Below are 15,754 nucleotides of genomic sequence, written 5' to 3'. Positions count from 1 at the left end.
TCCGGGCCCGTCCCGGTCCGGATGCTGGGATGCTGGTGGCAGTTGATTGCGGTACACACCGGAGCTAGGGGCAGGGACAGTCGTGGGAGACAGGGTGCGTGTGGTCATCGCCGAGGATTCGGTACTTCTTCGGGAGGGCCTGACCCGGTTGCTGACCGACCTCGGACACGACGTGGTCGCGGGCGTCGGGGACGGGGAGGCACTGGTCAAGACGGTCGGTGACCTCGCCGCGCAGGGAGAGCTGCCGGATGTGGTGGTGGCGGACGTACGGATGCCGCCGACCCACACCGACGAGGGCGTCAGGGCGGCGGTGCGACTGCGGCGGGAACATCCCGGAATAGGGGTACTCGTGCTGTCGCAGTACGTGGAGGAGCAGTACGCCACCGAGTTGCTGGCCGGGTCCAGCACCGGGGTGGGGTACCTGCTCAAGGACCGGGTGGCGGAGGTCAGGGAGTTCGTGGACGCCGTGGTGCGGGTGGCCAGGGGCGGTACCGCCCTGGACCCCGAGGTGGTGGCCCAGCTGCTCGGCCGAAGCCGCAAGCAGGACGTCCTCGCCGGACTCACCCCTCGTGAGCGGGAGGTCCTGGGACTTATGGCGGAGGGGCGGACCAACTCGGCGATCGCCAAGCAGCTGGTGGTGAGCGACGGTGCGGTCGAGAAGCACGTCAGCAACATCTTCCTGAAGCTGGGCCTCTCGCCGAGCGTCGGGGACCACCGGCGGGTGCTGGCAGTGCTGACGTACCTGAATTCCTGAACACCGGATGACGTGTGGAGCGGCGGAAGGCCGGGGGCGTGGACACCGCGTCGGCACTGGTCTTCTGACGCTCCGTCAGCTAGCAAGGCCGGACCGGTTTCGGTCCGGACCTCGGGACCAGAACCAAAGGATGAGAGCGGAGCGTCTTCGACAACATGCCGGGGGGCGAATGAATCGTGACGAAACAGGGCATCGAGGTGTCTCATCAGCAGGTCCATCATGTGAGCGAGCCGGGGAAGGCCACTCCTGCGGACGTAGGGTGGCCACGGAATGGCGGGCGATCGGCCGTTCCGGAGCAGCCGCTTCTGAGGGAGGTCCAGTTCAGTGACCAGCCAGGTCAGTAGCCCGGCCGAACAGGCCGACGGAGCCCATGGCACCGGCGGAGCCGAGGGAGCCGACGGAACCCATGATTCCGTCGTCGGGGAGCAGCGCGCTTCCACCACGGGGGGCGCTTCGGAGGCCCCGCAGAAAGAGGTCCGTCGCCTGGACCGGGTGATCATCCGGTTCGCGGGCGACTCCGGTGACGGTATGCAGCTCACGGGCGACCGGTTCACGTCCGAGACGGCGTCGTTCGGCAACGACTTGTCGACGCTGCCGAACTTCCCCGCCGAGATCCGCGCCCCCGCCGGCACCCTGCCCGGTGTCTCCAGCTTCCAGCTGCACTTCGCCGACCACGACATCCTCACGCCCGGGGACGCCCCGAACGTGCTGGTGGCGATGAACCCGGCCGCGCTCAAGGCGAACATCGCCGATGTGCCGCGCGGCGCCGAGATCATCATCAACACGGACGAGTTCACCAAGCGGCCGATGGCCAAGGTGGGGTACGAGACGTCCCCGCTGGAGGACGGTTCGCTGGACGCCTACAGCGTGCACCCGGTGCCGCTGACCACCCTGACGGTGGAGGCACTCAAGGAGTTCGGGCTGTCCCGCAAGGACGCCGGCCGCTCCAAGAACATGTTCGCGCTGGGCCTGCTCAGCTGGATGTACCACCGGCCCACCGAGGGCACGGAAGCCTTCCTGCGGCAGAAGTTCGCCAAGAAGCCGGAGATCGCCGAGGCGAACGTGGCCGCCTTCCGGGCGGGCTGGAACTTCGGCGAGACCACCGAGGACTTCGCGGTCAGCTACGAAGTGGCCCCGGCCACCGCCGCGTTCCCCCCGGGCACGTACCGGAACATCTCCGGGAACCTGGCGCTCTCCTACGGTCTGGTCGCGGCCGGGCAGCAGGCGGACCTGCCGCTCTACCTCGGCTCGTACCCGATCACCCCGGCCTCCGACATCCTGCACGAGCTCTCCAAGCACAAGAACTTCGGTGTGCGGACCTTCCAGGCGGAGGACGAGATCGCGGCCATCGGCGCGGCGCTGGGTGCCGCGTTCGGCGGGCAGCTCGCGGTGACCACCACCTCGGGCCCCGGTGTGGCCCTCAAGTCCGAGACGATCGGCCTGGCCGTGAGCCTGGAGCTGCCGCTGCTGATCGTGGCGATCCAGCGCGGCGGCCCGTCCACCGGTCTGCCGACCAAGACCGAGCAGGCCGACCTGCTGCAGGCGATGTACGGGCGCAACGGCGAGGCACCGGTTCCGGTCGTCGCGCCCAGGACGCCCGCCGACTGCTTCGACGCGGCGATCGACGCGGCGCGCATCGCGCTGACGTACCGCACCCCGGTCTTCCTGCTCTCCGACGGCTACCTGGCCAACGGCTCCGAGCCGTGGCGCATCCCGGAGGTCGACGAACTCCCGGACCTGCGCGTGCAGTTCGCGACCGGACCCAACCACGAGCTGGCGGACGGCACCGAGGTCTTCTGGCCGTACAAGCGCGACCCGCAGACGCTGGCCCGCCCCTGGGCGGTGCCCGGCACCCCGGGCCTGGAGCACCGGATCGGCGGCATCGAGAAGCAGGACGGCACGGGCAACATCTCCTACGACCCGGCCAACCACGACTTCATGGTCCGCACCCGCCAGGCCAAGATCGACGGCATCGCGGTCCCCGAACTGGAGGTCGACGACCCGGACGGCGCGCGCACGCTGGTGCTCGGCTGGGGCTCCACGTACGGGCCGATCACGGCGGCGGTACGGCGGCTGCGCACCGACGGCGTCCGGATCGCCCAGGCCCATCTGCGCCACCTCAACCCCTTCCCGAGGAATCTCGAAGAGGTGCTGAGGCGTTACGACAAGGTGGTCGTCCCGGAGATGAACCTGGGACAGCTGGCCACGCTGATCCGGGCCAAGTACCTCGTGGACGCGATCTCGTACAACCAGGTCAACGGAATGCCGTTCAAGGCCGAGCAGCTGGCCACGGCTCTCAAGGAGGCCATTGATGACTGAGACGACGACCGAGCCGAAGACCGGGCAGGCCGCGCCGGCCGGGAAGACGCTGCTGTCGCTGGTTCCCAAGACCGAGGCGAAGCAGTCCATGAAGGACTTCAAGTCCGACCAGGAAGTGCGCTGGTGCCCGGGCTGCGGCGACTACGCGGTGCTGGCCGCCGTGCAGGGCTTCATGCCGGAGCTGGGGCTGGCGAAGGAGAACATCGTCTTCGTCTCCGGAATCGGCTGTTCCTCCCGCTTCCCGTACTACATGAACACCTACGGGATGCACTCCATCCACGGCCGCGCCCCGGCCATCGCGACCGGACTCGCCTCCTCCAGGCGGGACTTGAGCGTCTGGGTGGTCACCGGTGACGGCGACGCGCTCTCCATCGGCGGCAACCACCTGATCCACGCGCTGCGCCGCAACGTGAACCTCAAGATCCTGCTGTTCAACAACCGGATCTACGGGCTCACCAAGGGCCAGTACAGCCCGACCAGCGAGGTCGGCAAGATCACCAAGTCGACGCCGATGGGTTCGCTGGACGCGCCCTTCAACCCGGTCTCGCTCGCGATCGGCGCGGAGGCCTCCTTCGTCGCCCGTACCGTCGACTCCGACCGCAAGCACCTCACCGAGGTGCTGCGGCAGGCGGCCGACCACCCGGGCACCGCGCTGGTGGAGATCTACCAGAACTGCAACATCTTCAACGACGGCGCGTTCGAGATCCTCAAGGACAAGGAGCAGGCGGAGGAGGCGGTGATCCGGCTGACACACGGGGAGCCGATCCGCTTCGGCGCCGACGGTGCGAAGGGTGTCGTACGGGATGCGCGGACCGGCGATCTGAAGGTGGTCGCGGTCACCGAGGAGAACCAGTCCCAGATCCTCGTCCACGACGCGCACAACGCCTCGCCGACCACGGCCTTCGCACTGTCCCGGCTGGCCGACCCGGACACCCTGCACCACACCCCCATCGGGGTCTTCCGGTCCGTCGACCGACCGGTGTACGACACGCTGATGTCGGACCAACTGGACACCGCGATCGAGCGGGACGGCAAGGGCGACCTGGGTGCGCTGCTCGCGGGCAAGGACACCTGGACCGTCGTCGGCTGACCCCGACCCGCGTTCCCTCCTGCGAAGGGGCGCCCGGCCTTCACCGGCCGGGCGCCCCTTCGTGCTTCCTGACTCCCCCTCGCTGTCATGACCGTATTGCGGAACGGACATGACATGCGGGCCCGGCGGGGCTTACCGTCGTCCGCGACAGGTGTGTGCAGGGTGCATGTTCCGGGGCGGGAGGCCACAGCCGATGGAGACGAAGAAGGAGCAGCGGGCGGGGTTGCTGTACGGCGTCGGGGCGTACGGGATGTGGGGTGCGGTCCCGCTCTTCTGGCCGCTGCTGAAGCCCGCCGGCGCGGTGGAGATCCTGGCCCACCGGATGGTGTGGTCGCTGGCCGCGGTGGGGATCGCACTGCTGGTGGTACGCCGCTGGAGCTGGATCGGGGAGCTCGTCCGGCAGCCGCGGAAGCTGGGGCTGATAGCCCTGGCCGCGGCTGTCATCAGCGTCAACTGGGGGCTCTACATCTGGTCGGTCAACTCCGGCCATGTGGTGGAGGCTTCACTCGGCTACTTCATCAACCCCCTGGTCACCATCGCCATGGGCGTGCTGCTGCTCGGCGAGCGGATGCGGCCGGTGCAGTGGGCGGCGGTCGGCATCGGGGCCGCGGCCGTCGTGGTGCTCGCGGTCGGGTACGGGGAGCCGCCGTGGATCTCGCTGGTGCTGGCCTTCTCCTTCGCGACGTACGGCCTGCTCAAGAAGAAGGTCAACCTGGGCGGTCTGGAGTCGCTGGCCGCCGAGACTGCGATCCAGTTCCTGCCCGCGCTGGGGTTCCTGGTGTGGCTGGGGTCGTCGGGGTCGCTGGCCTTCGGGGCGCACGGCACCGGGCACGCGGCGCTGCTCGCCGCGACCGGGCTGGTGACGGCGGTGCCGCTGGTGTGCTTCGGGGCGGCGGCGATCCGGGTGCCGCTGTCCACGCTGGGGCTGCTGCAGTATCTGGCGCCGGTGTTCCAGTTCGTGCTGGGGATCGTGTACTTCCACGAGGAGATGCCGGTGGAGCGGTGGGCCGGGTTCGCCCTGGTCTGGCTCGCGCTGTCCCTGCTGACGTGGGATGCGCTGCGGACGGCGCGGAAGGGCCGGCGGGCGGCGCAGGAGGCCGCGGCGGTGGCGGTGCTGGCGGAGGGAACGGTGCCGCCGGAGGCGGCGGGGGCCGGGACTGCTGGTGCCGGGGCGGCTGGGGCCGGGGCGGCTTCGCGGTCGTAGATCCATGGGCCGTAAATCCGCGAGACGGAACGGGTCGGGTCGGGTTACGCTCGATTCATGGCCAGGCACTACTTCTTTCTGTGATTCCCCGCGCGAACGCGGCGTGAGCGCGAGCGGCTGAGCCCTCGCCCCGCCGGGTACGTTCGCGCGCCCTCAGGTCCCTAGGCCCTTCACGCATCCCTGAGGAATCACCATGCGCTCTCGCGCCCAATCCCAGTCCCGGTCCCAGTCCCATGCCCAGCTTTCGTTCAAGGACGTCTCCCTCTCCTTCGGGGACCGGGTCGTCCTCGACCGGGTCTCGCTCACCGTCCGTCCCGGTGAGAAGGCCGGAGTCGTCGGGGAGAACGGGTCCGGCAAGTCCACCCTGCTGCGGCTCATCGCCAAGGTCCTGCCCGCCGACGAGGGCGAGGTCACCGTGGCCTTCCCCGGTGGCGTCGGCCATCTCGCGCAGACCCTCGATCTCGCCCCGCACCTCACCGTCCAGCACGCCGTCGACGCCGCGCTCGCCGACCTCCGCGCCCTGGAGGCCGCGATCCGGGACGCCGAGGCCGGGCTCGGCGACCACCCCACCGAGGCCGCGCTCGACGCGTACGGCGAGCTGCTCACCACCTACCAGGACCGGGGCGGTTACGAGGCCGACGCCCGCGTCGACAGTGCCCTGCACGCGCTCGGGCTGGCCCGGATAGCCCGCGAGCGGACCCTCGGTTCGCTCTCCGGCGGCGAGCAGTCGCGGCTCGCGCTGGCCTGCGTACTGGCGTCCGCGCCCGAGCTCCTGCTGCTCGACGAACCCACGAACCACCTCGATCTCCAGGCCACCACCTGGCTGGAGGACCAGTTGCGTGCCCACCCCGGCACCGTCGTCGCCGTCACGCACGACCGCGTCTTCCTGGAGCGGATCGCCGACACCATCCTGGAGGTCGACCGCGACCTGCGGACGGTGCGCAGGTACGGCGACGGCTGGGACGGATACCTCGCCGCCAGGGCCGCCGCCCGGGCCAGGTGGGCCCAGGATCACCGGGAGTGGGTCGATGAGCTTGCCCGTACGGAGGCGCTGGTCGAGGCATCCGGGCAGCGGCTGGCGGCCACCGGCAAGGACCCCGGCCAGGGGTTCGGCAAGCACCGTCGCTCCAGCGAGGCCAAGCTGTCCGGGCGGGTGCGGGCGGCCAGGCAGCGGCTGGAGGTGCTGCGGGACTCGCCTGTCCCGGCGCCTCCGGTTCCGCTTCGGTTTCACGTGAAACTCGACACAGTCGCGGTCGAGGACTCGGGGCAGCAACAGGGCGGGGCGCTGGCCGAGTTGAGGGACGTCTCGGTGGATGGACGGTTGTCCGTACCGGAGTTGACCGTCAAGGCCGGGGAGCGGCTGCTCGTCTCGGGGGCGAACGGGGCGGGCAAGACCACCCTGTTGCGGGTGCTGGCGGGGGACCTGGTGCCGGACACGGGAAGTGTCGTACGGCCCCGGCACCTCGGGTATCTCCCGCAGGAGCTGGCCGCTGTCGCGGGGGACGACCGGGGCACTCTGCTCGCGGGGTACGCGGCGGGGCGGGGTGGGCTGCCGGAGGAGTACGCGGACGAACTGCTGGCGCTCGGGCTGTTCCGGGAGGAGGACCTCGGGGTGGCGGTGGGGGCGTTGTCGGTGGGGCAGCGGAGGAGGTTGGAGCTGGCCAGGCTGGTGTCGCGGCCGGCGGATCTGCTGGTGCTGGACGAGCCGACGAACCATGTGTCGTTGGGGTTGGTGGAGGAGGTGGAGGCCGCGTTGGCGGGGTATCCGGGGGCGGTGGTGGCGGTTTCGCATGACCGGCGGTTTCGGGGTGGGTTCGGGGGGAGTCGGGTGGAGTTGGGGGCGGGGGGTGTGGTGGTGGGTGAGGGCTGAGGTGTATGGGGGTGTAGGGGGGGCGGGGGTGAGGGTGGGGCCATGGCGTAGGTGGGGCGGGGCGAGGGGTTCGGCTCCGCCGGGGGCCGCCCCCTTGCCCGCCCGTTCCGCCCCCGGGGGGCGGCCCCGCCGCCCAAGGGGGCTAGGGGGTGGGGCAGGGGCGACCCCGCCGCCCGAGGAGGCGGGGGCGTAGAGGCGGCTTCGCCGCCCAAAGGGGCGGGCGGTGAGGGGGAGTTCGGTATGCGGACGGGGGTGACCGGATTCGGCTCTTGACGTCCGGTCAAACTCTCGCTGAACATCAGGCACGCACAGCGCTCATGGCACAGTGCTCAACCGCCTTACCGGTACAGCCAGTTCCCGCACTTCCGTCCCGTCCCCGTTCGGAATCCGGAGCCCCCACATGACGCTCGTCCCTGCTCGCAGATCGCCCCGAAGAGTCGCCGCGATAGCCGCGCTCGCCGTCGCCGGACTCCTCGTCCCGGCCGCCGCGAGCACCGCGACCGCCGCACCACCGAATGCCCTCGCCGCGCCCGACATCCCCCTTGCCAACGTCAAGGCGCACCTCTCCCAGTTCTCCGGCATCGCGGCCGCCAACGGCGGCAACCGCGCCCACGGCCGCCCCGGCTACAAGGCGTCCATCGACTACGTGAAGGCCAAGCTGGACGCGGCCGGGTTCACCACCTCGCTGCAGACCTTCACCGCGAGCGGCGCCACCGGCTACAACCTGATCGCCGACTGGCCCGGTGGTGACCCGAACAAGGTCCTGATGGCCGGTGCGCACCTGGACTCGGTGTCCTCCGGGGCCGGTATCAACGACAACGGGTCCGGCTCCGCCGCCGTCCTGGAGACCGCGCTCGCCGTCTCCCGCGCCCAGCTGAAGCCGGACAAGCACCTGCGGTTCGGCTGGTGGGGCGCGGAGGAACTCGGGCTGATCGGCTCGAAGGCGTACGTGAACAGCCTGCCGTCCACGGAGCGCACGAAGTTCGCGGGTTACCTCAACTTCGACATGATCGGCTCGCCGAACCCGGGCTACTTCGTCTACGACGACGACCCGACCATCGAGAAGACCTTCAAGGACTACTACACGGGCCTCGGCGTCCCCACCGAGATCGAGACCGAGGGCGACGGCCGCTCCGACCACGCCAGCTTCAAGAACGTCGGCATCCCGGTCGGCGGCCTGTTCACCGGTGCCAGCCGGACCAAGTCTGCGGCCCAGGCCCAGAAGTGGGGCGGCACCTCGGGCCAGGCTTTCGACCGCTGCTACCACTCCTCGTGCGACAGCCTGACGAACATCAACGACACCGCGCTCGACCGCAACAGCGACGCCGTCGCGCACGCGATCTGGACCCTGTCCGCCGGCGGTACGACCCCGCCGACCGGCACCGACTACGAGAACACCACCCCGCTCGCCATCCCCGACGCGGGTGCCGCCGTGACCTCGCCGGTCACCGTCTCGGGCCGGACGGGCAACGCCCCGTCCACGCTCAAGGTGTCGGTGAACGTGCAGCACACCTGGCGCGGTGACGTGGTCATCGACCTGCTCGCCCCGGACGGGACGGTGTACCCGCTCAAGAGTGCCAGCAGCGGCGACTCCGCCGACAACGTCGTGGCCACGTACACGGTGAACGCGTCGAGCGAGGTGGCCAACGGCACCTGGAAGCTGCGCGTCCAGGACGTGGCACGCCAGGACACCGGCACGCTGACCAGCTGGAAGCTCACCTTCTAGGCGGCAGCACCAACCTGCGGCCACCACAGACCCTGCCGCCCCCGACGCGCGTCAACTCCCGCGTCAGGGGCGGCAGTCCAACGTCCGCAGCACCTGGTCGACCAGCTCCGCGATCCGCTCGGGAGGGTGTGGCGGCTTGCGCAGCGCGTACCGGTAGTAGAGCGGTCCGTAGAGCAGCTCGACGGCGAGCTCCAGATCGGCGTCGGGCGCCAGCCGGCCCTGCCGCTGGGCGCTCTGGAGCCGTTCCACCGCCGCCGTGAAGCGGGGGTTGATGACCTGTCTGTGGACGGCCCGGGTCAGGTCGTCGTCGTGGTGCAGTTCGGAGAGGATCCCGATGTACGCGGGTCCGAACGGCGGAGTCGTGAGCAGCCGCACCACGCCCGTCATCTGCGCGTACAGGTCGGCAGCCAGATTCCCGGTGTCCGGAAACGGTGCCTGGCTGTCGGTCCGCTGGCCGAGCGCTTCGAGAAGTACGGCGCCCTTCGAGGGCCACCAGCGGTAGATCGTCTTCTTGCTGACGCCCGCCCTGGCGGCGATGGCCTCCATGGTGACGCCCCCGTACCCCTTCTCGGTGCACAGGTCGATGGCTGCCCCGAGGATCGCCAGCCGGGACTTCTCGCTGCGTCGCAGGGGGTTCGGCGTCGCGCTCACGGGCGAAGTCTATCCGGGCGGCGATACGTAGCGTATTGACAGCGGAACGGCGGGCTCCAACAATAGCCATCCTAGGGGGAACGGTCCGTGTCGTGTCGAGCCGCATCGGGGGACAGCTCGACACGGCACAGGATTCGTTGGGCCGGTCCCGCGCACCGGAGGGGATGTGCGGGCTCCGGCCCGCACTCCCCCTCGGAAATCCGGGTTTTCCCGCCTACGCCGTGATGTCCCGGGCCGTGAACCGCGCCCAGGCCGCCGAGCCGAACACCGCCGCGTACGCGCCCTGCATGCCGAGGTTCTTCCACAGCTCGTCCCAGTAGACGGGCTCGCGCAGCAGGTCCGCGAAGGACAGCCAGTAGTGCGAGAAGAGATACGGCTGGACTCCGGCGAGCTGCGGGATCGTATCCAGGATCTGCACCGTGATCAGCAGTCCGACGGTGGTGGCCATGGCGGCGATGCCGCTGTTGGTGAGCGTCGAGACGAAGAGTCCCAGCGCCGCGAACCCGATGAGCGAGGCGGCGACCGCGACCGCGATGGCCAGCGCGCGGAGCAGCCCGGCCCCGAAGCCGATCGGCACCCCGGAGATCGTCATGACGTCCCCGACCGGGAACAGCAACGCCCCGACCGCGAGCGCGGAAGCCGCCACGACGAGGGTCGCGACCAGGCAGAACACCAGCGTGGTGACGTACTTCGCGAGCAGCAGCCTGCTGCGTCCGGCGGGCGCGACCAGCAGATAGCGCAGGGTGCCGCTGTGGGCCTCGCCCGCGACGGAGTCGCCCGCGACGACGCCCACGGCCATCGGCAGGAAGACCGGGAGGGTGGCGGCGAGGGCGGCGAAGACCAGGAAGAGGCCGTTGTTGGTGATCTGGGAGAGGAAGGCGGGCCCGCCGCCGCCCCCGCCGGGGCCGCCGCCGGACGGGTCGCCGCCGGTCTCGATCTTCACGGCGATGCCGATCAGTACGGGAACCCCGGCAAGCACCACGAGCAGCGCGAGCGTCCGCCAGCGCCGGAAGGTGACCTTGAGCTCGGACCGCAGGAGCCCCAGCGTCCACAGCGGGCTCACAGACCGCTGAGGCCCTGTCAGCCCTACTGGCCCTACTGGCCCCTCTGGCCGCACCAGACCCTCCGCCCCCACAGGCTGTGCTGGCCCCTCCGGCCGCACCCGTCCCGCCTCAGCCCGCGACATCGAAGCCCTCCCCCGTCAGCGCCACGAACGCGTCCTCCAGCGAGGCCCGCTCCATCCCGAAGCCGCTGACCCGCACCCCCGCGTGCACCAACGCCGCATTGAGCTCCGCGAGAGCCGCGTCGGCCGCGTCGGCCCCGTCGGGCGGAACCGCCCCGACGACCCGCCCCTCCCCCACCTCCAGGTCCGTCACCCCGTGCTCCTTCAGCACCCGTGCCGCGTCGCCCGGGTCCGCGGTGGTGACGATCAGCTTGCCCCTTACACCGGCCGCCAGTTCGGCCACCGAGCCCTGGGTGAGCAGCCGGCCGCGCGCCATCACGGCCACGTGCGAGCACACCTGCTCGATCTCGTCGAGGAGGTGCGAGGAGAGGAAGACGGTGGTGCCGTCGGCCGCCAGCTCCCGTACCAGGGAGCGGATCTCCCGCATTCCCTGCGGGTCGAGGCCGTTGGTCGGCTCGTCCAGGACGAGCAGTTCGCGGGGCTGCAGGAGCGCCGCCGCCAGGCCGAGCCGCTGCTTCATGCCCAACGAGTACGCCCGTGCCTTCTTGGCCCCGGCGGGGGTCAGCCCGACCCGGTCCAGAGCCGCGGAAACCCGCGCACGGCGGGTGCGCGGGTCGGCGGTCGGGTCGGCGGAGTCGAACCGCAGCAGATTGTCGCGGCCGGAGAGGAAGCCGTAGAGCGCGGGCCCTTCGATGAGTGCCCCGACCTTCGGCAGTACGGTGCGGGCGGCGCGCGGCATGGGGCTGCCGAGCACCTGCGCCGTGCCCGAGGTCGGCTCGATCAGGCCCATCAGCATCCGGATGGTGGTGGTCTTCCCCGAGCCGTTGGGCCCGAGGAAGCCGAACACGCTGCCCGCCGGGACGGACAGGTCGAGGCCGTCGACGGCGAGCTGCCCGCCGCGGAACCGCTTGGTGAGTCCCCGGGTGTCGATCACCGGCGCACGCGCCGCCGATCCCGGCCCCGGCCCCGGTACCGACCCCGGTACCGGACTCCCCGCTCTCTCCGCAGCCGCAGTGGACAGCTCGTCCCCCATCCGCCGACCAACCCCTTGCCCTATGCGCCTACTTGGCCTCGTTCGCGGCCTTCACCAGTGCGTCCTTGGTGACCGCGCCGACGTACACCTGGCCGTCGTCCGTCATCAGTGCGTTGACGATACGGGTGGAGAAGATCCGGCCCTCGCCGAACTTGCCGGACACCTTGTCGCCCAGCGAGTCGAGAATGCCCTGGGCCTCGGCGGGCAGCTTCTCCTGCTTGGCGCCGGGCGCCTTCTTGCCCTCGGCGCCCGAGGAGATGTGCAGGACCGAGGTCCAGCCTTCGCCGATGACCTTGGCGTCACCCGCGCCGCCCTTGCCGCCGGGGCCGAACTCCTTACCGAGGTCCATGCCCAGACCCTTGCCGAAGTCGTTGTCGGCGCCGTCGCCGCGCTTGCCGTGCTTGCCCTCCTGGGCCTTCAGGTCGTCGGCCTCGGTGACCTTGGCGCCCTTGGGCGGGCTGAACTTGAAGGTGTCCGCGGCAGGCTTGGCGAAGTCGACCTTGGTGAAGCCCGCGTCGACCACGGCCTTGCCGCCGCTGCTGGAGGACAGCGTGAACTTCAGCGGCGTACCCGTCAGGGAGTCCACCGCGACGCGGATCTCACCGACGGTCGAGCCGCTCTGCTTGGGCTTGATGACCAGCTGGTACGCGTCACGGCCCGCCACCTGCGCGGTGCCGCCGACGGTCACCGAGGTGTCCTTCTCGGCCGCCTTCAGCGCCTGTTCGGCGAAGGCCTTGGGGGTCGTCGGCATGCCCTCGGGCAGCTTCTTGTCCTTGCCGGCGCCGTGTCCGGAGCCCTTGCCCGCGTCCTGGGGGGCCTTGGCGTGGAACGCCTCGTTCGAGGCGCTGTCGTAGGCCCAGACGTCGTTGCCGTTGTGGATCAGGCTGTACTCGGCGGCGTCGTTGAGCACGGACACCTTCTGCCGGTCGGGGCCGTCGGCCGCGACGCGCAGCGTGTGCGTGCCGGAGACGAGCTCCATCAGCTTGGACTTCGGGTCGGCGGAGGAACCGCCGCCGGGGCCGCCGGACGGTCCGCCCTTGACGGCGCCGCCGAGGCTGCCGGCCAGGCCGTCCAGCGAGGGCAGGCCCAGGTCGGTGCTGATCTTGACCGTGCCGGACAGCTGCTGGGTGTCCGAGGCGGCGATCTTCTCGATCAGCTGCTGCGCGGTGATCTTGGGCAGGTCCGGGTCCCCGGAACTGGCGAGTGCCGGTACGAGACCGATGGTCGCCGCGGCCACCCCCGCCACCGCGACCGGGACGATGTAGCGCGCGGCCTTGCGGCGGCGTACCGGGGCGGTGCCCGTGGTGTCCGCGTCCTCGGTGCTCAGTGGTGCGTTGCCGTTCGGTGCCATGTGTGCTCTACCTCCGTGGTTGGCGGCCGTCATCCATGCACTCGTCCATGCACGCTTCTGTGCGTCCCCACTCCCGCGCCGCCATTCTCGCCCGAATTGGTGAGGAGTGGTGAGGTCAATCTGACCAAATTGGGCGGCCGAAAGCGTCAGCCCCCGGGAGCAACCTCGCCTACACCCACGGGATGACAAGAGCCACCTGCTTCTCCCCCGTCGGGTTGGGAGAAAACAGGTGGCTCCTACAGCGGTCTCCCGCCGTTTCTGTCGGTGCTGGTCAGCGCGGTTCGGCGCGGCTCAGCGCTGGATGAAGACGTAGTCGGCCCCGTAGGGAACCCCTACGACCTTCCCGGGGTCGCAGCTCCCGGCCGGGGCGACGCCGCCCACCGTGTTCAGCCGGAGGATCTCGGTCGTACGGGAGAACAGCCCGCCGGGGCCGCCGGACGCCTTGCCCGCCAGGTCCAGCTCCGGGATGTTGCCCTCGCCGTTCGGGCTCCTGCTGATCAGCGTGCCGACGACCTTGCTGCGGTCGCGGGCGATCCACTGCGGGGTGCCGGAGTCCGGGGCGACGAAGGAGTGCGAGATGCCGCCGGCCAGCCGGGCGGTGACGTCGCGCTGCTGGAAGGAGGTGGTGCCGTCGCCCGCCTTCTTGCACTGGTAGATCTGGCTGCCGCGCAGCACCGGTGACTGGAAGTTCTCCAGTGCCCGGCCGAAGTCGAAGGCGCGGGTGACCTTGTGCAGCTGGCCGCGCACGGCACCGCCCGGGAACTCCTTGGTGTGCAGGTTGGCGTAGAAGCCGGTCGGGTCGGCCTTCAGCGCATCCAGGAGCGCCCGGTCCGCCACCCGTACCGAACCGGAAGCGGTACGTCCCGACCCATCTCGGCCGAATCCACCTCGGTCGAATCCACCTCGGCCGAGCTCCTTGGTGAAGTCGACCTTGATGCCGCCGTTGACCCCGCGTCCGCCCTGGTGGATGTGGAGCGCTGACGGCTTGTCGACGCCCCGCCACTTCACCGCGAAGGACACCACGTCGCCCTTGACCTTCACGAACTCCAGCGCGACCCCGTCCCGGTCGCCGACGGCGGGACCGCCGGGCACCGGCACCTCGTTGGTCCCGTTGAGGCTGGCCGCGAAGAAGGCGGCGCCCCGGCTGTCGCCGAGCGCACCGGCCTGGAGGGCGACCCCCTCGTTGGCCGCATGGCCGCCGTGCGTCGCGGCACCGCCCAGTTCCGGGCTTGCGAACGCGGGCAGTACCGCCAGCGTGAGACCCGCTGCCGCCGCGACCGCGGTCGCACCGATGGCGAGGGTCTTCGCACACTTCGTCATGATTGCTCCCCGTACCGGAGCCAACGCCCCCTGCGTCAGCTTCTGGGCAGGGGTACGGAGTGGATCCGAGCCTGGACTCAATCCAAGGATGTGACGTGCATCACATCACCACGGCGGGGCCTAACCGGCCCTGTGCACCACCGCGTCGCACAGCTCCGCCAGCGCCGACTTGGCGTAGCAGTCCGGCAGCGGCGCCAGGGTCGCCCTGGCCTCCTCCGCGTACCGCACGGTGTCCCGGCGCGCCTGCGCCAGCGCGGGGTGCGCCCGCAGCCGCCGCAGCACCTCGGCCAGTTCCTCGTCGCCGGACAGGTCGCCGTCGAGCATCGCGCACAGCTCGATGTCCTCGGGCTTCCCGTGCGCCTCGGCCATCGCCCGCAGGTGCAGCACCGGCAGCGTGGGGATGCCCTCGCGCAGATCGGTGCCGGGGGTCTTGCCGGACTCGTGGCTGTCGCTGGCGATGTCGAGCACGTCGTCCGCGAGCTGGAAGGCGGTGCCGAGCCGCTCGCCGTACTGGGTGAGGATGTCGACGGCCGTCTCGCTCGCGCCGGAGATCATCGCGCCGAACCGGCAGGAGATGGCGACCAGCGACCCGGTCTTCCCGGACATGACATCCAGGTAGTGGTCGATCGGGTCGCGGCCGTCGCGCGGGCCCGCGGTCTCCAGGATCTGACCGGTGACGAGGCGTTCGAACGCCTCGGCCTGAATGCGCACCGCATCGGGCCCCAGGTCCGCAAGGATGTGCGACGCACGCGAGAAGAGGAAGTCGCCGGTGAGGACCGCGACCGAGTTGCCCCAGCGGGAGTTCGCGCTCGGCACCCCGCGGCGCACGTCCGCCTCGTCCATCACGTCGTCGTGGTACAGCGTCGCCAGATGGGTCAGCTCCACCACCACGGCCGAGGGCACGACACCCGGCGCGTAGGGATCGCCGAACTGCGCCGCCAGCAGGACGAGGAGCGGCCGGAAACGCTTTCCACCTGCGCGTACGAGGTGCTGTGCGGCCTTCGTGATGAAGGGGACCTCGCTCTTGGTCGCGTCGAGCAGGCCCTCCTCGACGGCTGCCAGCCCGGTCTGGACATCGGCCTCAAGAGCCTGGTCCCGCACGCTCAGTCCGAACGGCCCGACGACGGTCACGAGGGTTACTCCTGTCTGCTGACGATCAAACGGATTGTCGATCTGTCGCTGGCATCACTCAACAAGTCAGCCTATCCCGTCGACTTTCGATCACCGAGCCCCCCATCCGGTCGCCGCCCTCC

12 protein-coding genes are annotated in these 15,754 nt (G+C 70.5%); 6 read left to right on the top strand and 6 right to left on the bottom strand.

Going from position 1 to position 15,754, the window contains the following annotated elements; genetic code table 11:
* Positions 1–94: 94 nt before the first annotated feature.
* The 6 genes from ACZ5PB_RS25300 to ACZ5PB_RS25275 all read left to right on the top strand — a co-directional run bounded on the left by ACZ5PB_RS25300 (position 95) and on the right by ACZ5PB_RS25275 (position 8,963).
* Entirely contained in the window at positions 95–754 is a 660-nt protein-coding gene (locus tag ACZ5PB_RS25300) for a LuxR C-terminal-related transcriptional regulator (protein ID WP_468694028.1), read from the top strand.
* 324 nt (positions 755–1,078) lie between these two features.
* A complete protein-coding gene (locus tag ACZ5PB_RS25295; protein WP_468694027.1) occupies positions 1,079–3,073 on the top strand; it encodes a 2-oxoacid:acceptor oxidoreductase subunit alpha in 1,995 nt (664 codons plus the stop codon).
* Positions 3,066–4,163, top strand: coding sequence for a 2-oxoacid:ferredoxin oxidoreductase subunit beta (locus ACZ5PB_RS25290; RefSeq protein WP_468694026.1), 1,098 nt, complete (start codon positions 3,066–3,068; stop codon positions 4,161–4,163). The genes ACZ5PB_RS25295 and ACZ5PB_RS25290 overlap by 8 nt, the downstream gene beginning before the upstream one ends.
* Positions 4,164–4,356: 193 nt before the next feature.
* On the top strand, positions 4,357–5,367 hold the full coding sequence (gene rarD, locus ACZ5PB_RS25285) for an EamA family transporter RarD (RefSeq protein WP_468694025.1): 1,011 nt from the start codon (positions 4,357–4,359) through the stop codon (positions 5,365–5,367).
* 193 nt (positions 5,368–5,560) lie between these two features.
* Positions 5,561–7,237 (top strand): ABC-F family ATP-binding cassette domain-containing protein, encoded by a 1,677-nt coding sequence (locus ACZ5PB_RS25280; RefSeq protein WP_468694024.1) that lies wholly within the window; start codon positions 5,561–5,563, stop codon positions 7,235–7,237.
* Between the two features lie 400 nt (positions 7,238–7,637).
* Positions 7,638–8,963 (top strand): M28 family metallopeptidase, encoded by a 1,326-nt coding sequence (locus tag ACZ5PB_RS25275; RefSeq protein ID WP_468694023.1) that lies wholly within the window; start codon positions 7,638–7,640, stop codon positions 8,961–8,963.
* A gap of 63 nt (positions 8,964–9,026) precedes the next feature.
* Here ACZ5PB_RS25275 and ACZ5PB_RS25270 read toward each other — a convergent pair whose 3' ends face one another.
* The 6 genes from ACZ5PB_RS25270 to ACZ5PB_RS25245 form a co-directional block, all read right to left on the bottom strand.
* A complete protein-coding gene (locus tag ACZ5PB_RS25270) occupies positions 9,027–9,614 on the bottom strand; it encodes a TetR/AcrR family transcriptional regulator (protein ID WP_468694022.1) in 588 nt (195 codons plus the stop codon).
* Positions 9,615–9,828: 214 nt separating this feature from the next.
* A complete protein-coding gene (locus ACZ5PB_RS25265; RefSeq protein WP_468694021.1) occupies positions 9,829–10,800 on the bottom strand; it encodes an ABC transporter permease in 972 nt (323 codons plus the stop codon).
* Positions 10,787–11,830 (bottom strand): ABC transporter ATP-binding protein, encoded by a 1,044-nt coding sequence (locus ACZ5PB_RS25260; RefSeq protein ID WP_468694020.1) that lies wholly within the window; start codon positions 11,828–11,830, stop codon positions 10,787–10,789. The genes ACZ5PB_RS25265 and ACZ5PB_RS25260 overlap by 14 nt, the downstream gene beginning before the upstream one ends.
* A 28-nt stretch (positions 11,831–11,858) precedes the next feature.
* Complete coding sequence (locus ACZ5PB_RS25255) at positions 11,859–13,181, bottom strand: LolA family protein (protein ID WP_468694019.1); 1,323 nt, start codon at positions 13,179–13,181, stop codon at positions 11,859–11,861.
* 291 nt (positions 13,182–13,472) lie between these two features.
* A complete protein-coding gene (locus tag ACZ5PB_RS25250; protein ID WP_468694018.1) occupies positions 13,473–14,501 on the bottom strand; it encodes a CHRD domain-containing protein in 1,029 nt (342 codons plus the stop codon).
* Positions 14,502–14,621: 120 nt separating this feature from the next.
* Positions 14,622–15,632, bottom strand: coding sequence for a polyprenyl synthetase family protein (locus ACZ5PB_RS25245; RefSeq protein ID WP_468694017.1), 1,011 nt, complete (start codon positions 15,630–15,632; stop codon positions 14,622–14,624).
* Between the last annotated feature and the right edge of the window lie 122 nt (positions 15,633–15,754).

This window comes from Streptomyces sp. NPDC032721, assembly GCF_055579625.1.
Note: the sequence above shows the minus strand (reverse complement) of the source record. Positions and strands in the feature narration are given on the sequence as shown.